19 protein-coding genes are annotated in these 17,660 nt (G+C 71.1%); 7 read left to right on the top strand and 12 right to left on the bottom strand.

Annotated elements, in window-relative coordinates:
* Nucleotides 1–48: 48 nt before the first annotated feature.
* Nucleotides 49–1,407, bottom strand: coding sequence for an APC family permease (locus tag SCK26_RS13965; protein ID WP_318201641.1), 1,359 nt, complete (start codon nt 1,405–1,407; stop codon nt 49–51).
* A gap of 64 nt (nt 1,408–1,471) precedes the next feature.
* Here SCK26_RS13965 and SCK26_RS13960 point away from each other — a divergent pair, with 64 nt between their 5' ends.
* Nucleotides 1,472–2,488 (top strand): 4-hydroxy-3-methylbut-2-enyl diphosphate reductase, encoded by a 1,017-nt coding sequence (locus tag SCK26_RS13960; protein WP_318201640.1) that lies wholly within the window; start codon nt 1,472–1,474, stop codon nt 2,486–2,488.
* 29 nt (nt 2,489–2,517) lie between these two features.
* The gene (ppgK, locus tag SCK26_RS13955; RefSeq protein ID WP_318201639.1) at nt 2,518–3,264 is read left to right on the top strand and encodes a polyphosphate--glucose phosphotransferase; all 747 of its coding nucleotides are present in this window, start codon (nt 2,518–2,520) and stop codon (nt 3,262–3,264) included.
* A gap of 304 nt (nt 3,265–3,568) precedes the next feature.
* Here the strand turns inward: ppgK and SCK26_RS13950 are convergent, their stop codons facing one another.
* A complete protein-coding gene (locus tag SCK26_RS13950; protein ID WP_412080737.1) occupies nt 3,569–4,018 on the bottom strand; it encodes a DUF6542 domain-containing protein in 450 nt (149 codons plus the stop codon).
* A gap of 410 nt (nt 4,019–4,428) precedes the next feature.
* Between SCK26_RS13950 and ychF the strand changes: the two genes are divergently transcribed.
* Both ychF and SCK26_RS13940 read left to right on the top strand, forming a co-directional pair.
* The gene (ychF, locus tag SCK26_RS13945) at nt 4,429–5,517 is read left to right on the top strand and encodes a redox-regulated ATPase YchF (protein WP_318201637.1); all 1,089 of its coding nucleotides are present in this window, start codon (nt 4,429–4,431) and stop codon (nt 5,515–5,517) included.
* Nucleotides 5,518–5,776: 259 nt separating this feature from the next.
* Nucleotides 5,777–6,007, top strand: a complete 231-nt coding sequence (locus SCK26_RS13940) for a hypothetical protein (RefSeq protein ID WP_318201636.1) — start codon at nt 5,777–5,779, stop codon at nt 6,005–6,007.
* Here SCK26_RS13940 and SCK26_RS13935 read toward each other — a convergent pair.
* From SCK26_RS13935 to SCK26_RS13920, 4 genes are all read right to left on the bottom strand, one after another.
* Nucleotides 5,992–6,372, bottom strand: coding sequence for a glutamate ligase domain-containing protein (locus SCK26_RS13935; protein WP_318201635.1), 381 nt, complete (start codon nt 6,370–6,372; stop codon nt 5,992–5,994). The two genes, SCK26_RS13940 and SCK26_RS13935, sit on opposite strands and share 16 nt — an antisense overlap.
* 142 nt (nt 6,373–6,514) lie before the next feature.
* Complete coding sequence (locus SCK26_RS13930) at nt 6,515–7,360, bottom strand: helix-turn-helix transcriptional regulator (RefSeq protein ID WP_318201634.1); 846 nt, start codon at nt 7,358–7,360, stop codon at nt 6,515–6,517.
* Nucleotides 7,361–7,383: 23 nt separating this feature from the next.
* Nucleotides 7,384–7,926, bottom strand: coding sequence for a DUF6879 family protein (locus SCK26_RS13925; RefSeq protein ID WP_412080848.1), 543 nt, complete (start codon nt 7,924–7,926; stop codon nt 7,384–7,386).
* Between the two features lie 284 nt (nt 7,927–8,210).
* Nucleotides 8,211–8,387 (bottom strand): hypothetical protein, encoded by a 177-nt coding sequence (locus SCK26_RS13920; RefSeq protein ID WP_318201633.1) that lies wholly within the window; start codon nt 8,385–8,387, stop codon nt 8,211–8,213.
* A 377-nt stretch (nt 8,388–8,764) separates the two neighbouring features.
* Between SCK26_RS13920 and SCK26_RS13915 the strand changes: the two genes are divergently transcribed.
* On the top strand, nt 8,765–8,953 hold the full coding sequence (locus SCK26_RS13915; protein ID WP_318201632.1) for a hypothetical protein: 189 nt from the start codon (nt 8,765–8,767) through the stop codon (nt 8,951–8,953).
* Nucleotides 8,954–9,088: 135 nt separating this feature from the next.
* Here the strand turns inward: SCK26_RS13915 and SCK26_RS13910 are convergent, their stop codons facing one another.
* Entirely contained in the window at nt 9,089–9,358 is a 270-nt protein-coding gene (locus SCK26_RS13910) for a type II toxin-antitoxin system Phd/YefM family antitoxin (RefSeq protein WP_318201631.1), read from the bottom strand.
* Between the two features lie 211 nt (nt 9,359–9,569).
* Nucleotides 9,570–10,139 (bottom strand): hypothetical protein, encoded by a 570-nt coding sequence (locus SCK26_RS13905; RefSeq protein WP_318201630.1) that lies wholly within the window; start codon nt 10,137–10,139, stop codon nt 9,570–9,572.
* Between the two features lie 440 nt (nt 10,140–10,579).
* Here SCK26_RS13905 and SCK26_RS13900 point away from each other — a divergent pair, with 440 nt between their 5' ends.
* Nucleotides 10,580–11,485: a hypothetical protein gene (locus SCK26_RS13900; RefSeq protein WP_318201629.1), complete on the top strand. Its 906-nt coding sequence runs from the start codon at nt 10,580–10,582 to the stop codon at nt 11,483–11,485.
* A gap of 138 nt (nt 11,486–11,623) precedes the next feature.
* Here the strand turns inward: SCK26_RS13900 and SCK26_RS13895 are convergent, their stop codons facing one another.
* From SCK26_RS13895 to SCK26_RS13880, 4 genes are all read right to left on the bottom strand, one after another.
* The gene (locus tag SCK26_RS13895) at nt 11,624–12,235 is read right to left on the bottom strand and encodes a DNA-binding response regulator (RefSeq protein WP_318201628.1); all 612 of its coding nucleotides are present in this window, start codon (nt 12,233–12,235) and stop codon (nt 11,624–11,626) included.
* 20 nt (nt 12,236–12,255) lie between these two features.
* Nucleotides 12,256–13,380, bottom strand: a complete 1,125-nt coding sequence (locus SCK26_RS13890) for a sensor histidine kinase (protein ID WP_318201627.1) — start codon at nt 13,378–13,380, stop codon at nt 12,256–12,258.
* A gap of 214 nt (nt 13,381–13,594) precedes the next feature.
* The gene (locus tag SCK26_RS13885; protein ID WP_318201626.1) at nt 13,595–15,883 is read right to left on the bottom strand and encodes a TOMM precursor leader peptide-binding protein; all 2,289 of its coding nucleotides are present in this window, start codon (nt 15,881–15,883) and stop codon (nt 13,595–13,597) included.
* Entirely contained in the window at nt 15,880–16,050 is a 171-nt protein-coding gene (locus SCK26_RS13880; RefSeq protein WP_318201625.1) for a hypothetical protein, read from the bottom strand. The genes SCK26_RS13885 and SCK26_RS13880 overlap by 4 nt, the downstream gene beginning before the upstream one ends.
* A gap of 626 nt (nt 16,051–16,676) precedes the next feature.
* Here SCK26_RS13880 and SCK26_RS13875 point away from each other — a divergent pair.
* Entirely contained in the window at nt 16,677–17,459 is a 783-nt protein-coding gene (locus SCK26_RS13875) for an AfsR/SARP family transcriptional regulator (protein ID WP_318201624.1), read from the top strand.
* Nucleotides 17,460–17,660 lie beyond the last annotated feature (201 nt).

The raw sequence follows: 17,660 nt of genomic DNA, 5'->3' as shown, positions 1-17,660 counted from the left end.
CAGGTCCCGGTGCCCCTTCGGGCCGCTCCTCGTACCCGCGCGGCTCAGCTACCCGGAAACCCGGCCCCGCTGCCCCGCCAGCACCCCGAGACCGACCACCAGCCACACCGCCCCCACCACCTGCGCCACCCCGGACGCCGCCACGATGACGGCCACCGTGATCCCCGCTCCCACCACCGGCACCAGCACATGCCGCCACCAGCTCGGCCGCTCCCGGCGCCGTACGAAATACCCCACCACGCTCGCGTGCAGCAGCGTGAACGCGGACAGCGCGCCGATGTCGACCACCGAGACCAGCTTGTCCAGCCCGTCGTCCCGCCGCGCCGCCCACCCCGCCGCCACCAGCGTGACCACCGCCGCGCACAGCAGCGCGACCCGCGGCACGCCTCCGTCCGTCCGGGACAGCCCGCGCGGCAGCCGCCGGTCACGGCCCATCGCGAACAGCAGCCGCCCGGCCGCCGCCTGCCCCGCCAGCGCCGCGAACGCCGCCCCGACCGCCTTGCTCGCGGCCACCAGATCGCGCAGCCACGCACCGGCCGCGGAGTCCACCGCGTCGTAGAAGGCCGAACCCTGCGACCCCGGATCGCGTGCGAGCCGCGCCGACGACACCGGCTCCAGCAGCGCCACCAGATACGTCTGCGCCACGAACAGCACGCCCGCCAGCGCCAGACAGAACAGCAGCGCCCGCGCCACCCGCGCCGACCCCCCGGTGACCTCCTCGGCGAAGGTCGCGATCGCGTCGAAACCCAGATAGGACAGGACCGCCACGGACACCGCGCCGAGCACCGCGGCCGGCGCGAACCCGCCCTGCGTGCCGTCTCCCGTCAGCGGCGACAGCAGCCCGCGCTCCGCACCGTCCCGCGCCAGCACCACCACGGCCGAGACCGCGAACACCAGCAGGACCGCGATCTCCAGGACCAGTACGGCGAAGCCCACGCGCGCGGCGGCCCGTACGCCCCACAGGTTCAGCAGCGTCGTGAGCACCACCGCCAGCGCCGTCCACACCCACCGGGACACCTCCGGGACCAGCGCGTTCATCGCGATGCCGGAGAAGAGGTAGGCCACCGCGGGGATCAGGACGTAGTCCAGCGCCGCCATCCAGCCGGCGACGAACCCGGCGCCCTCGCCGAGCCCCGCGCGCGCGTAGGCGAACACCGATCCCGCCCGCGGTACGACCCGCACCATCTGCGCGTAGCTGAACGCGGTGAACCCCATGGCGACCGTCGCCACGCCGTACACCAGCGCCACCGCGCCGTGCGACCTGGCGTCCAGCGCGCCGAACACCCCGACCGGCGCCATCGGGGCGATGAACAGCAGCCCGTAGACCACGAGGTCGCGCAGGCCCAGGCTGCGCCGCAGACGATGCTCCTCGCCGGCCCCGGAGGGCGTGGTTCCGGTGGTGCACATACACACGAGTCTTCCCCGGGGAGTGTGGGGAAGCGATCTCTGCGCTTTCGGACGCGGCCTTACGATGGGTCGCATGACCGCTTCGTCTGGCCGCCGTGTCCTGCTCGCCGCCCCCCGGGGCTACTGCGCCGGTGTGGACCGCGCCGTGATCGCCGTCGAGAAAGCCCTGGAACAGTACGGGGCTCCGATCTACGTCCGGCACGAGATCGTCCACAACAAGTACGTGGTGCAGACCCTGGAGAAGAAGGGCGCCGTCTTCGTGGAGCGCACGGAGGAAGTGCCGCCCGGCAACATCGTCATGTTCTCGGCGCACGGCGTCGCGCCCGTGGTGCACGAGGAGGCCCGCCAGGGCCGGCTCGCCACCATCGACGCCACCTGCCCCCTCGTCACCAAGGTCCACAAGGAGGCCGTCCGGTACGCCGGCGAGGACTACGACATCCTCCTGATCGGACACGAGGGCCACGAGGAGGTCATCGGCACCTCCGGCGAGGCCCCCGACCACATCCAGCTCGTCGACGGCCCCGAGGACGTCGCCAAGGTCGAGGTCCGCGACCCGTCGAAGGTCGTCTGGCTCTCCCAGACCACCCTCTCCGTCGACGAGACCATGGAGACCGTCGACGCCCTGAAGACGAAGTTCCCCGGCCTCGTCTCCCCGCCCAGCGACGACATCTGCTACGCCACCCAGAACCGCCAGCTCGCGGTGAAGCAGATGGGTGCCGAGGCCGACCTGGTCATCGTCGTCGGCTCGCGCAACTCCTCCAACTCCAAGCGGCTGGTCGAGGTCGCCAAGCTGGCCGGCGCCCGCGACGCCCACCTGGTCGACTTCGCCGACGAGATCGACGAGTCCTGGCTGGAGGGCGTGACCACCGTCGGCGTCACCTCCGGCGCGTCCGTGCCCGAGGTGCTGGTCGAGCAGGTCCTCGAGTGGCTCGCCGAGCGCGGTTACGGCGACGTGGAGCTGGTCCGGGCCGCCGAGGAGACCATCACCTTCTCGCTGCCCAAGGAGCTGCGCCGCGACCTGCGCGAGGAGGCGGCGGCGCTGGTGGCCGAGCGCGGCGGAAGCGGTACGCCCGCGGCGTGACCGTCAGTGGTCCGTCGTAACGTGGAGCCATGCAGATCTTCGGCGTGGACATCGGCGGATCCGGGATCAAGGGCGCTCCAGTGGATCTCGACCGGGGCGACCTCACCCAGGAGCGCCACAAGGTGCTCACCCCGCACCCGGCGACACCCGACGCGGTCGCCGACGGGGTCAGGCAGGTGGTGGACCACTTCGGCTGGACCGGGCCGGTCGGCCTGACCTTCCCCGGAGTGGTCACCGGCGGCGCCACGGTCCGTACGGCCGCGAACGTGGACAGCGGCTGGATCGACACGGACGCGCGCGCGTTGTTCGGCGAGCGGCTCGGCGGACTGCCGGTGACCGTGGTCAACGACGCGGACGCGGCGGGCGTCGCCGAGATGGAGTTCGGCGCCGGCCGGGACCGCCGCGGCACGGTCGTCCTGCTCACCTTCGGCACGGGCATCGGCAGCGCCGTCTTCGTGGACGGCGTCCTGCTCCCGAACACGGAGCTGGGCCACCTGGAGCTGAACGGCCACGAGGCCGAGAAGCGCGCCTCCAGCAAGGCCAAGGAGGACGGCGACCTCAGCTGGGAGCGGTGGGCGCGCCGTGTCCAGCGGTATCTGCGGCACGTGGAGATGCTGTTCTCGCCGGAGCTGTTCATCATCGGCGGCGGGGTCAGCCGCAAGGCGGACAAGTTCCTGCACCTCATCCAGGACGTCAAGGCCGAGATCGTCCCCGCGCAGCTGCAGAACAACGCGGGGATCGTGGGGGCGGCGATGAGAGCGGCGCGGTCGGCCTGAGGGGCGGCGGGCCCGAGGGGGCGGGCCGGCCTGGCCTACCGGCTTGCGCTGCCTGGTGGGTCCGGCTGGCTGGCCGGCTGGCTGACTTGGCTTGCGCCGGCCTGACGGGCCTGTCTTGGCCCTGGCCGGCGGCACGGCCCTTCTCGGCGGCTTGGTCCGCCTGGGCGGCCCATGCGACGGCGCGCCCGGCGCGCCGTCGTGAGCCGACTCAATCCATCCGCTCGGGCGGGAGCCTGTACCGGTGCCGGCTGCCGCTGCTGGTCATACAGTGATGGCGTCCGTCGGCGCGGGCGCCCGCGTGCCGTCAGCCGCCGCGGCGCCGCCGGCCCCGCACCCACCGCACCCGGCGGACCAGCACGACCGCCGCGGCGAGCAGCGTCCCCCCGTACAGCCACCCGGCCTGGGTGGCGAGCCCGGTCACCAGGCCCATCATCCGGCCGAGCAGACCCCCGCCGCCCTCCGCGACCGGCAGCAGCCCCACCGCGAACGCGATCGGCACGACCACGGGCGCGCTCAGCACGTCCCCGCCGCGCACCCACAGCGCGGTCAGTGCGCACACGGGCAGGAACAGCACGCCGTAGACCGTCGGCGACGCGCCGAACAGCAACTGGTCCAGGCAGCCGAGCAGGAACATCGCGACGGCGCAGAACAGACCGCTGCCGAGCCCGGTGAGCCGGGGATTCGGCAGCCGGGGTCCCGCGGACCCGCTCGGCGCCGCCGCCCGGGTCCGCCCGGCGCGACCGGCACCCGCCACACCCCTACCGCTCCCACTGCCTCCGCTCCCACTGCCCCCGCCGCCTGCACGGGCGCCGCCCGGGCGCGGCCGGGCCTGGGCGGGCTCCGGGACGGACGAAGCCAGGGGAGCGTCCGCGGCCCGGGGACCCTGCGACGGCGGGGGCTGCCGGGCGCTTCTGGGGCGCTGTGGCGGCATGCCGCGTCGCGGTCCGTCGTTCGGGGGTCGCTGCCTGTGTTGCTCCACAGGGACCAACCTAGGTCTGTTTATGTGCTGAATCAGCCCTCAGACACGCCGGGTGCGAGAGCTTGGCCGGGCGTCCGGCACTCTCGCGAGACGGACGGCCGGGACGCCGTAAACTGGTGGATCGGCCAGTGTCGGTCTCTGGCCCCTGGCAGCCCCTGGCCCACTCAACTACGGGAAGTCGCAACGTGTCGCTCACGATCGGAATCGTCGGCCTGCCCAACGTCGGCAAGTCGACCCTGTTCAACGCCCTGACCAAGAACGACGTGCTGGCGGCCAACTACCCGTTCGCCACGATCGAGCCGAACGTCGGCGTGGTCGGCGTGCCCGACGCCCGCCTCGCCCAGCTGGCCTCGATCTTCAAGTCGGAGCGCATCCTCCCGGCCACGGTGGACTTCGTGGACATCGCCGGCATCGTGCGCGGTGCCTCCGAGGGCGAGGGCCTGGGCAACAAGTTCCTGGCGAACATCCGCGAGTCGGACGCGATCTGCCAGGTGATCCGTGCCTTCAAGGACGAGAACGTCGTGCACGTCGACGGCAAGGTCTCGCCGAAGGACGACATCGAGACGATCAACACCGAGCTGATCCTCGCCGACCTCCAGACCATCGAGAAGGTCCTGCCGCGCCTCCAGAAGGAGTCGCGGATCAAGAAGGACGTCGCGCCCAAGGTCAAGGCCGTCGAGGAGGCCAAGGAGATCCTGGAGAAGGGCGACACGCTCTTCGCGCACGGCATCGTCCAGGGCAGCGAGCGCGCCGAGCTGCTGCACGACCTGCACCTGCTCACCACCAAGCCGTTCCTCTACGTCTTCAACGTCGACGAGGACGAGCTGACGGACGAGGACTTCAAGAACGAGCAGCGCGCCCTGGTCGCCCCCGCCGAAGCGATCTTCCTCAACGCCAAGCTGGAGGCGGACCTCGCCGAGCTGGACGAGGAGGAGGCCCTGGAACTCCTGCAGTCCGTCGGCCAGGACGAGCCCGGCCTCGCCACGCTGGCCCGCGTCGGCTTCGACACCCTCGGCCTGCAGACGTACCTGACGGCCGGCCCCAAGGAGTCCCGCGCCTGGACGATCAAGAAGGGCGCCACGGCTCCCGAGGCGGCCGGTGTCATCCACACCGACTTCCAGAAGGGCTTCATCAAGGCCGAGGTCATCTCCTTCGCCGACCTCGTCGAAGCCGGCTCGGTCACCGAGGCCCGCTCCAAGGGCAAGGCCCGCATGGAGGGCAAGGACTATGTGATGCAGGACGGGGATGTGGTGGAGTTCCGGTTCAATGTGTAGCGGGTGACGTACCACTACTTCACTGATCTGGTAACCATGCAGGTCGGAAGGGGTCCGGCTCTTCGGGGTCGGGCCCCTGGTTTTTCCCGTGCTGGGATGGTGCTGGGATGGCTGACACCTCGTCACCTGTCGTCATCCCTTGTCATCCGTCCCGTGCTGGATTCGTGCTGGGTGACTCCGCAGGCCCTGGGGCCACGCATGTTCCATGTTCGATAAGCGGGAGCACTAGCTCGTCATTGCAGTCACGTTGGCCGACCCGGTGACGAGTGAGGTGATCGTGCCGGCGGAACCGGTCGTCGTGGAGGAACCGGAGAGCATCTCCCAGGCGGCCATCGGCGAGGTGGTCGAAGTCGTGGTGGGCGCCAGTGGAGTCGACGATCCGGCCGACCCCGCTCGCGCGGTCACCGACGAGGACGTGTCGACGTTGGTTGACGCCCAGGGCACCCCCCGAAGCGAGGACGCGGCCGGGCCGCCTCAGTCCGCAGGCTGACCGGACAGGTTTGTGACAGTCTGGCCGGAGAGAGACTGGGCGATCTGCCAGAGCTGTCCGCCGCGCGAAGCCTTGACGAGAACGGTGTCGCCCGGCCTGATGACGGTGTGGAGGTAGGCAGCGGCGGTCTTGTTGTCGCCCACCATCGCCACCTCGGGTACGCCTGCTGCGCCCGCCGCGAGGGCGAGCTGCTCGGCGAGGTCTCCGCCGACTGCTACGACGAGATCGACTCCGCTCTCAGCCGCGAAGCGGCCGACCTCGGGGTGAGCCTCCACCGCCTCGTCGCCCAGCTCCAGCATTTCTCCGAGTACGGCGATCCTCCGACCGCCCGCGGCCTGGGCCGTTTTGCCGTCAACCTCGGTCATCGGCAGTCTCCGTCGAGGTCAGGGGCGCGAAGGTGATCGCGCGTCCGGTGTAGGAATGGGACAGGCGGCTGAGCGGGAGGCGATCGTGCGTCTGGCCCTACGCTGACGGGTCCCGGAAAGTATGCCCATACTTGCCAGACGTTCACCCGAAAGATTCGATGGCTGCCGTGATGAGTTCACGTGCGGCCGGGCCGTGGACGGCAAGTTCGTACAGGTCGCTGAACGTTCTGGCATACATGGCAAGTTCGTGCTTGGCCACGATCGTGAGGTGAGCCGACACCAGCTCGACGTTCACCGTGTCGTCGTCGTACAGGAAGAAGCCCTCGACGGGCCAGAGGCCCGAGCGGTCGGCGTTCTGGGGGATGATGCCGATGCTCACCGAGGGCAGCGCCGTAGCGCTCAGGAGATAGCCGAGCTGGCCTGCCAACACGTCGGTGCCGCCGATGCGGTACCGCAGGGCGCTTTCCTCAAGAAGGATGGCGAACTGGTGAGGCCCGTAAACGATCTTCTGTTTCTCCACGCGCACCTTGACGGCCTCTGGCACGTCGTCGACGAGTCCTCGGCGGTCACGAATGGAAGTCAACAGCGCGTTGATATAGGAAGCCGTCTGCACAGGGCCTGGGATGAGCCAAGGCGAGTAAATACGGAATCGCTGGGTGCGCTCCCAGAGCGGAAGAACGGACTTCTGCGCGAACTCCAGACCGTCTCGTTCCATGTCGCGCCACTGGACATACATGCCCTCGATGCCGCGGGCGGTCGAGATGAGATCCTCCGCCTCGCCTTCCGCGCCGCAGGCCCTGCACCAGTCACGAAGGTCGCGCTCCGAGGGGGCACGGGTGCCTCTCTCGAAGCGCGAAGCCTTCGACTCGTGCCAGCCCAGCCCCTGGGCCAGCGCTCGCTTGGTGAGTCCGGCTCCTTCCCGGATCTCGGCGAGGCGTTTCCCGAGCGCCTTGCGGGCTTCCTGGACGCTCGAAGAGGGCGATGTCATGTGCGGAAGTGCGGATCGGGCCGTCAGGCCAACTTGAACTCGGCGTGTGGCGTCGCCCGCTTCCACACGGCCTCGAAGGCCGACTCGCAGAGCTTCGCCACCTCCGGGTCTTCCGTCAGCTCCAGCTCGAGCGTCTCGCCCTCGCCGTCGAAGTGGTTGACGAGGACGAGCGAGGAGTCGAACAGCCAGAAGTCATTGCCTGGAAGGGCGAGGTCGGTCGCGGTCCGCCGCGACAGCCACCGCACGGATTCGCCGGCCGCGATGTTCAGCCCGTCCGTCACGTCGTACTCGAAGCGGATGTACTCGCTGACGGGCGTGGAGACGATGCGGGCACGTCGGACCTCCACGCCTCGTCCGGTTGCCTCCGTGACGATCGCGTGCCAGTCGGCCCAGCGCTCGGCAGGATCGAAGGTCTTACCGGCCTTCCAGTCGATGAAGGCCGGGTCCGCCTTCATGTAGGCATCGCGCATCTCCAGATGGACGGCAGTCCTCTGGCAGTCACGAAACAGCTCCTCAAACGTCGGGTACTCGTCACCCTGTTTCACCTCCTGGAAGAACTGCACCATGCGCCGGGGGACCTCCACCACCGTCTCGTGGCCGGGGATGTCCATCTGCCTCAGCCGCTCGATGTCCTCCACCTTCCGCCCCTGCACGAGATAGGTGTCCTTCTCGTCGTCGAGGTAGACGGTGGGGGAACCGCCGCTGGGGCTCTCTGGGTCCTTACCGAGCTTGATCAGGGCCATGATGACCACCTCCGGTGCCGGTAACGAATGCTGTGCCAGAGCTTGCCCGCACCGTCACGGAGAGGCGAGGAACTTGCCCGAACTTGCCAGAGATCGGCGAGGTGACCTTACGCCGCAGGGCTCAGGGTGACGAGGAGCGGACCGGCCGCCGCACTCCAGAAGTGGCCGGATTCGACCGCCGCCGAGCCATCGGTGACGAGGCTCTTGTGAACGGAGCCGAGGAATGTCTCGCGGAGGCGGGACTGGGCGTCGGCGTCCATGCCGCTCGTGCGTGCAACGGCCATCCCGATCTCCTCACTCAGAACGGCCGCTGCCTGGCCGAGGTCGTCACCAGTCCTCCCGTCCGGCGACCAGCACCCACGTCATCCTCCGGCCGTCGTACGCGCGGATGTGATGCCGGCCGTGCGACGCGATCCCGGCTGCTTCCGCACCTGGCGCCGTGCCTACGCCACCGCCGGCGGGGTGCTGCACAGCAGGCCATCACCTCGAAGCCGGACTCGGCACGCCGGCCAGCGCTCCCACACATGAGGAACTGCGGAGCGCGATGTAGGCCGCAGTTATGGACGCCGCCGACGGGCGTCCAATCCAACCCTGCCTGTTCCCGCTGGCCGCGCTGCGGCACCCGCTGGAGGTGATCGACTGTGTCTACCGTGACGCCCGCATGGTACGGGTTGCGGACTCCCTGGTCGTCCTCGGCGAGCCGGACGACGGCCGCCTTGCGGTGTGGCCGGGAAAGCCCACCGCAGCCGACTGGCTCACCACCGGACAGTACGCCGTGCTCCGGCAGCGGGCCGGGATACTCGCCACCACTCACGCCCGACTGCACACCGCCGCAGGAGCCCGCCGATGACCGCCGCCCCGACTTCCGGCTTCTCCGCCTTCGCCCTGGAGCCCTTCCCTGAACTCAGCCGGGCGACGATCTCGCCGGCACCGAAGGCGCCTGGCTGCTTCGGCCTGAGCCTCGGGCCGGAAGACAGCGCGGTACTCACTCACTGCGCGCCAGCGTCTCCCTCATGATGTCCTCGATCGGGATGCCGGCAGCCGGATCGGCCATACGCTCGTCGATGATCCGGTTGATCTCGAGCTCTTCCCATTCCTGGTACTTGCGCGGCACCTCGATGGAGACCACCGCGGCGACCTGCTTGCCGCGTCGGGTGATCACGGTGGGTACGTCGTCCCGGTCTGCTCGCTCCACGACCTCGGCGAGGTGCGCCCGGACATCGCGGATGGACTCTATGGGGAGTGGTTGCGTCATGCGCTCAAAGGTGCCGGGTGTGCCATGTGTACACAACGGCCATGGCAATGCCGTGCCTCGTCGGCCGTCGCTCGGGTCCGCTTCTCGGTGGGAGCGAGGTGTCGGGCGTGAGCTACACGGATTCAACCGGTCTTCCTCGTTCGGTGGGCGCGTTCGGTCGGGGGGTGGGGGTTTGGGGTGGTCGTCGTTCTTCTTGGGCCGGTGTGGGTGCCTACTGCGCCATGTGGGGTGTGCGGCTGCGGGTCAGGGGGGTGAGGCCGGCCATGAGGAGGAGGGAGGCCAGGGGGATCAGGTCGAGGTTGACGGTGATCAGGAGGAAGAAGAGGAACACCAGGGCCGGGCTCCAGACCGGGAGCTGCCTGGGGCGGGTGGTGACCAGCATGATCAGGAGGGTGAGCAGGCCGAGCTGGAAGGCCAGGGGGCCCGCCAGTTGCAGAGGGGCGGGGAGGGGGGCCTTGTCGGACAGGGCGGGGAACAGGTCGCCCAGGATCACCCACACGAAGCAGGCCGCGCCCAGTAGTCCGGCGACCGTGGCGGCACCCGCGGCGGTTCTCATCCGGGCGCCGGCCGCGGGGACCAGGCCGCGTAGCTCCCTCACCAAGGTTCCCAGCAGGAGGAACGCGGCCAGGAAACATAAGTGGCCGAGGTTCCAGGCCATCCCCGGGCCGTGGGTGCCGTCCATGCCGTCGATCAGGCGCAGCACGCCGTACGACAGCAGCAGGAGGGGGATGAGGACGCAGCACAGTCGGGAGAGGCGGGTCGCGGGGGGCGTCGAGGTCATGGTTCTACGGTCGCGGTCCGGGGTGGGCCCGGGGTATCGGGACCATCCCCCAGCGGTCCCGGGCAGGTCCCCTAGGGGTTGGGTGGGCCGGGGAGCGGGGATCTCGGGGGCGCGTGGTGCGGTGTCGGTGCGCGCCCCTGCCGGTGGCCGGAGGCGTGGTGGGTCCGCGTTCTGTCCGGTGGGCGGGGGCCTGCGCGCTTCTTCTTCGGGTGCGGTGCGGCGCGGTTCCGGGGGTGCGGTGCCTTGTCCGGGCGGTTCCCTCTCCGCTCCTGATGTGCCCTGAGCACCGGTTCTTCCGTCCGCGCCGCGCTCGCGTGAAATCTTCACGCGGAGGCTGTGACGGGCTAGGTGTCTGCCGCACCCGGTGCCGACCCACAATCAGGTGCCCGGTGAATGCACCTGGGCGTTCGTGCGAAAAGGCGCCCACGAGGAGGTTTGTCATGCCGGACGAGGCCGGCGGGACCACTGTCGACCTCTGGTCGCTCACCGAGGATGTGGTGGTCGGGCCCGGGGATCTCGAGGGCGAGCTGGTGCTCACCGGTCGCTGGGGCACCGAGCGGGTCACCGCGCCGCATCCGGTGGTCGAGGAGGCGCTGCGCCGCATGGAGCTGGGGCCGGTCCTGCTGGCCAACCTCGAACCCGGGGCGGGTGACGCGGCGGGCCAGGACGTCTGGTACTGCCTGCTGCTCCACCTGGAACGGCTCTCCCACCTGATCGTCCGTACGCTGGGCATCGACGACTTAGCCGGCCCGCTGTTGTCGGCCACACCGGTGTCGCCGGTCGCGCACTTCGCCCTCGCGAAGCTGCCCGGCCGGCGACCCGTGCGGCTGCCCAGCGGGGTCTCGCTCACCGTCGGACGCGACGGCGTCACCGTGCAGTCGCCCGGCTCCTCCTACCGCGTGCTCGTCCATCGGCCCGAGGCCGTCTGGGTGCTGGGCCGGCTGGCCTGGCCGGTCACCCCCGACCAGGTCTCGGCCGCGCTCGCCCTGCCGGCCGGGGTCGCCGAGCGGATCATGGACTACCTCGCCGCGGCGGGCCTGACCGCCGAGGCGGAGGACGATCGGATGCCCTCCTACGTCCTTCCCGGATGCGATCTCGAGGGCGGCCCCGGGGGCAGCAGTCCCGGAAGCCCCGTCGAAGGCGGCCTCCGGAGCGACTTCGGGAGCGGCTTGGGGCGCGACCTGGGGGACGGCTTCGGGAGCGATGTGGGAGGCACCTTCGGGCGCGGCCTGGGGGACGGCTTCGGGAGCGACCTGGGGGAGGACACCTTCGGGCGCGGCCGCCCCGGAGGCATCCTTTGGAGTTCCGCCGAAGGAAACCTCGGGGGTGGTGCGGCGGCGCCGTGATCACCCCTGAGCCGTGGCGCCGCCGGCGTCCGGGAAACGGTGGCGCCGTGAACGGTCGGGGACTGCCGGGCCGTGAGTGGTCAGGAGGTGGCGGTACACGAGGGCAGCAGGCCCGGAGACGCGTACCGCTCCCGTCCCTTACGGCAGCCAGCCCGCCTCGCGGGCGATGCGGATCGCGTCCACCCGGTTGCGGGCGAGGAGCTTCGTCACCACCGTGGTGAGGTAGTTGCGCACGGTGCCGGGTGCCAGATGCAGTCGGTCGGCGATCTCGCCGGCCTCCAGGCCCTCCGCGGCCAGCCGCAGCACCTCCGTCTCCCGTTCCGTCAGCGGGGTCTCCGCGGTGCCCCAGACGGACAGCGCGAGCTGCGGGTCGATGACCCGTTGCCCGGCGGCCACCCGGCGTACCGCGTTGGCGAGTTCCGGCGGTGGGGCGTCCTTGAGCAGGTAGCCGTTGACCTGCGCGCTGAGCGCGCGGCGCAGCGTGCCGGGCCGGCCGAGGCTGGTGAGGATCAGGGTCCGGCACTCGGGCAGCTTCTCCCTGAGCCGGGCGGCCGCGGTCAGGCCGTCGATGCCGGGCAGGTCGATGTCGATGATCGCCACATCGGGCCGGCAGGCGAGCGCGGCGTCCACGATCTCGTCTCCGCGCTCCAGTTCGGCGACCACCTCCAGGTCGTCCTCCAGGTCGAGCAGCGCCACCAGCGCGCCGCGCACCATGTTCATGTCCTCTGCCAGCAGCAGGCGAATGGCCACCGACGGTTCTCCTCTCCGGCTCAGGCGGCCGGTTTTCGGGTCATCGGCACCGCGGTGTCGGCGCCGGACCGGGGTCGTTCGGGAAAGGCCGGAGCCTCGGCGACGAGCCGGAAGGTGTCGTCCGGTCCCCGGTCGGCCGTCAGCTCGCCGGAGATCTCGCGCATCCTGGTGGCGAGGTTGCCGAGGCCGCTGCCGCTGTGCGCGGACGGGTCCCGGTAGTCGGGGTCCACGCCGTTGTTCTCCACCCGCAGCCGCACCCGGCCCTCCTCCTGCACCGCCTCGATCACGCAGACGTCGGCCTTGGTGTGCCGCAGCAGGTTGGTGACCGCCTCGCGCAGTACGGCCGCGAGCACGGTGCTGACCTGCTGGCTCATCGTCCCCAGCCGCAGCGTGACGCGGATGTCCACCTCGGCGGCGGTCAACAGGCCCTCGGCGGTGGTGATCTCCTCCGCCAGGGACATGTCGCGCAGCCCGCTGGCGACCGTACGGACATCGGCCAGCGACTGCCGGGATATGGCGAGCACATCGCGGATCTCCGCTAGGGCCCGCTGCGGATGCGTCGGGACCAGGCGGTGGACGAGTTCGCTCTTCAGGGTGATGGCGGAGAGGCTGTAGCCGAGCAGGTCGTGCAAGTCCCGCGCGAAGCGCAGCCGTTCCTTGGTGACGGCCATCCGCGCGAGCTGGCCCCGGGTGTCGTGCAGCGCGTGCACCAGGTCGGCCAGCCGGCTCAGGCCGAACACGATCAGGCCGGTCAGCAGCGTGGACTGGCACAGATAGACGCTGTCCAGCACCGTGCGGCCCTCCAGCGCCGGCGGCAGCAGCATCGACAGGCCCACCGCCGCGTACAGCGGCCAGGCCAGGCGCGGCGGCAGCAGGAGCAGCAGCGAGCCGGCGAGGAACCCGGCCATACCGCCCCACTCGGCCCGGAAGACGAGGATGGGAAGGTACGTCAGAAGTGCCTGGACCCCCAGAGCGACTGCTTTTCGCCGCCAGGGGGCCCGATGCGCTTCCGGTCGCGAATGTCTGAGTTGCAGCGCGAAGACGGCGGCCAGGCAGGTCAGGGCCACCAGGTTCATGCCGGTGCCGAGGCCCGCGCTGAGCACGTTGAGCATCGTGATGAGCAGGAAGCTGAGCAGCGCGGCCATGAGGATGACCCGGGCCAGGCGCGGCGCGGGCGGATCGGGCGGTCCCGACTCCGCCCGCCCTTCGGGTGGTTCGGGATTATCCGCCGTTTCGACGGCCGAATGAGATAAAGCGTTGTGTGGCGACATCGTCCTACCGGCCCCCTCCGCTAGCCCGCGGCCACGCGCACTGAGAGGGATAATAGGTGAAGGTAGTCGCCGGTCAGAAGTTGCCGGGCTAAACGAACATCGGCACAGGATTCAAGTCGGCATAGCGGGTGGGTTCGGACAGCGCGCCGAGGGCGACCGGGACGTCGAAGAGCCGTCCGGGGGCAAATCTCGGCCAGAAGTGGCGCATTCCGGGAACTATCACCTTCACCACGGGCAGTTGCAGATCCGGGCGGGTCTGGTCGAGGACGAGCAGCTCCATGCCGCGCTCCCGGACCAGTTCGGTGACGGCCGTGACGTCGTCGCGCAGATCGGCCCGGGGCCGGTAGCCGCGGCCGTGGGCCGGGACCGGCCGAGCGGACGGATGCGGCGCCAGATAAGGCTGGTTGGCAAGGGTGGCGGTGCGCCACCAGCGCACCGGGTCCGGGTCGGCGATGGCGTATCCGGTGCCGCCGGGGCCGGGCGCCACCGCGGGCAGCAGCTGCCCCATCTCGGTGAGCGCGCGCCGCAGCGCTATCCGCGGGTCGAAGTGCGCGCCGAAGCCGAACACGATGTCCTCGGTGGGCCCGTCGGTGCGCCGGGAGAGCGCCGCCACCACCGGAATGCCGAAGTCCGAGGTGAGGTCGAGCGCCCACAGCTCGCGGCCGGCCCGCAGGCAGCCGGCGCGGATCCGCTCGACGTACGGTTCGTCCGCGCCGTCGAGGTCCACGGCGGGCCGGCGGGTGCGGTTGTACCACCACAGCGCCACGGCGTCCCGCTCCACCAGTTCCAGGAAGCCCTGGAGCAGGGCGTCCTCCGGGCTGCTGCCGGCGGCGTTGCCGTTGGAGTCGGCGCACAGGCCGTCGGCGGCGGGCTCCTGGCCGAAGTAGAGCATGGACGTGGGCAGCAGCCGCTGGGTGCCGCCGGTCAGCGACCACACCGGTGTCCAGTCCGTCGGGCGGTCCTCGGCGAACGGTTCGGGTACGTGGCTGAGCCAGGAGCCGGTGGCGTTCCACGCCCTCCGGTCGCGCAGCTGGCGGTCGGCGTAGAGCTGGCACGCGCGCGGGTGTACGGCGGCCGGGCCGAGCGCGGCGTACGTGTCCCGTACCACCGGTTCGTCGCCGTGCCGGGTGCCGCTGTAGCGCTCCACCGCCTCGCACAGGGCGCTGGTCCTGGCCTCGGTCTCGGTGACGCCCTTGCCGCCGCTGAGCGCGCGCAGGCCGGCGCGCAGGCCGGCCAGGGAGGCGGCGCCCATGGCCAGGTTCTGGCCGGAGAGGAAGGACTCCACGAAGTCCGGGCAGTGCTTGGCCCGGCTGATCTCCTTGATGATGCCGGTGACCGGGCCGACCAGATGGCCGTAGCGGTCCAGCATCTGGCGCGGCGTGAGCGCCCGGTGGCCGGCCGAGTCCTGGTCGGCCTTGGGTCGGGACACCGGTACGAACGGGGCGCGTACGCGCCGGGTGACGAGCCGCGGGTCGCCGCACACCCGGCACTGCGGCAGCCGGGCCACCGGGTGCGCGGCGGAGGCGAACCGCAGGGTGTCCAGGATGTGTACGGCGTCCTGGCCGGGATGCCGGATGCCGGCCAGCCACTTCGCCGTCTCCAGGGCGGCGAGCTGGGCCGCCGCCGACGCGCAGGCCGGCAGACCGGCCGTCGGCCGGCCGGCGGGGCCGGCGAGCCCGAGATGACGCTGGAGGGGCAGTTCCGAGCGGCGGTGGCCGCGCAGCCGGACGGCCAGGCAGGACCAGCACGGGCCGGTGTCCGGCCGGAACACCGGTCCCACCCACGGGTCGGCGCCGCCGGTACGGGCCAGCAGCCACGGTGTGCCCTGGTCGCGGAGGACGGCGTCGACGTCCGCCAGGGCCGGGTCCAGGTAGTCGTCGCAGAGGACGAGCGCGAAGCCGGCGTCCGCGCCGGCGTCCGCGACCCGGATGCCGGACTCCCGCAGCGCCGTGTGCGGCCGGCCGGGGTCCGTTCCGGGCAGGGCCACGAGCCGTACGAGGGACGCGGCCACGTCGCGGGTGGCCCGCCCGCCGTCCAGTCCGGCGAGGTCCCAGTAGGCCTCGGCCGCGGCGGCGGACGGGTGCGCCGTGGCGGCGGGGGCGGCGTGCAGCCTGAGCAGGCCGGCGGCCTCCAGGGCGGCGAGCGCCGACCGGGCCGCCTCGGGGTCGAGGGCCGGGGCGGCGTCGCGGATCACCGTCTCCCGGTCGCGGGTGCCGTCCAGCAGAGGTGCCAGCACCTCGGCCGGCAGCCCGCGCAGTGCGGTGACCCCGCGCTGCGAGAGCAGATAGGCGGCTTCTCCGGGCACGACGGCGGCCCGCAGGTGACGTTTGAAGCCGAGGAGGCCTGCGGCGCCGCGGTGCGTCCCGGTGGCGGTCATGCGGCGGTACTCGCCGGCGCCGGGACGACGTTCGTGTACGTCACGGTGAACAGCGCGCCGTACTGTTCGGCCGGGACGTCCAGGTTCTCGATCACCAGCTGACCGGCCGGTACGGCGGCGACCGGGGTGTGCCTCGAAGTGCCCTGGTGCGGGGTGTGCGGGGTCATCGCGATCGGTTCCCTTCGCAGTGGGCTTGCCATGGGCTCGCTTGGTTCGGGAACGATTCTGCGAAGCACGGCGGAGCGCCCCCAGTGTGCGGGTCATCAGCGAGGGGTGAACTTTTCACACGAGGCCGTCCCACGGCGTTCGGGGCGGACCGGGGACATCCCCCACCGATGCCGACAGAGCACCGCCGGCCTGCGGTGATCCGCCGGGACGGCGGGTCGTGGGGCACGGCACCGTGATTTCTTCATGATCCAGCACCTGAGGAACACACACCGGCCCCGGTACGACGGCACTGGGCCGCCTCCGCACCGCGTGGCACTGTCGACTACACCGGGCTCCGGCCCGCCGATTCAGGTGAATCGACCTGGAGTTGCCATGGAGATCAGTGTGCTGGGCCCGCTCGACGTGAGTCGGCCGGCGTCCGGATCCCCCCGACCGCGGCCGAACAGCGGCAGCTGCTCGTCCACCTCCCCCCACACGGCCAGCCACAGAAGCTGATCGGCACCTCGTTCGGCGACCCCAGGGGGAGGGGCGCCAAGGAGATCCTGACCCGCGAACCCGTAGGCACCGGGCAGGAGTTGTCGTCGTGTACGCACAGGGAGACACAGATGGGAGCTGACTGACGGTCATGCTAGAGTTCCGCGTTCTCGGGCCCGTCGGACTGTGGTCCGACGAGGTGGAGGCTCCACTGGGCGGTTGCAAGCAACGGACCATACTGGCCGCCCTCCTGCTCGCCGACGGCTGGGTCGTCTCGGACTCCGACCTCGGCGGGGTTCTGTGGGAACGGCGGCCGCCCGCCACGTACCAGGCACAGATCTACACCTACGCCTCGCGGCTGCGGGGTCATTTCCACGGCGGTGCGACGATCACGCGGTGCGGCCGCGGATACCGTATCGAGAGAGGGGGCGCCCGCTTCGATCTGGACGAGTTCTACAAGCTGGCCAAAGAGGGTCACGCGTTGATGCGCGCGGAGCGGATCGGGGACGCGGCGTCCCGGTTCCGGGCGGCGCTCGACCTGTGGAGCGGTCCCACTCTCACGGGGGTGACGGATGCGCTGGTCGACAACGAGCGGTCCAGGATCGAGATGGCCCGGATGGAAGTGCTGGAGAGCCGGATCGACGCGGATCTCCAATTGGGCCGGCACCGGCAGCTGATCGGCGAACTCACGCAGCTGGTGGGAGCGCATCCCTTGCGGGAGACGTTCCGCGCGAAGCTGATGATCGCCCTGCATCGCGGCGACCGGCAGGCCGAGGCCTTCGAGACGTTCCACGCGGGCTGCGGTCTGCTGCGGGAACAGCTGGGGGTCGATCCGGGGCCGACCTTGCGCAGCGCCCACCAGGCGATTCTGGCGGACGACTTCGCGCCGGCGCTTTCCGGCCGGGCAGATCTCGTGGCCGGTCCGACAGGGTGACGGGGGCTCCAGCTTGTGCGCAGTTCCACGACAGCACTGCGCACAAGCTGGAGAGCAGAGGAAAGGCGCGACGGCCCGGGCGGCCCGCCCGCCAGGCCGGTCCGGCCGGTCCGGCGGCACGGGGCCGCCGAAGGCCCGGCGACGCCGGGCAGCGGAAACGGGTGTCACCGGGCCATCAGAGGCCCGGTGGCACCCGGCCGT

Source organism: Streptomyces sp. SCL15-4 (assembly GCF_033366695.1).
Classification (GTDB): domain Bacteria; phylum Actinomycetota; class Actinomycetes; order Streptomycetales; family Streptomycetaceae; genus Streptomyces.
The sequence above is the reverse complement of the archived record's forward strand: the minus strand, read 5'-3'. Positions and strand labels throughout refer to the sequence as shown.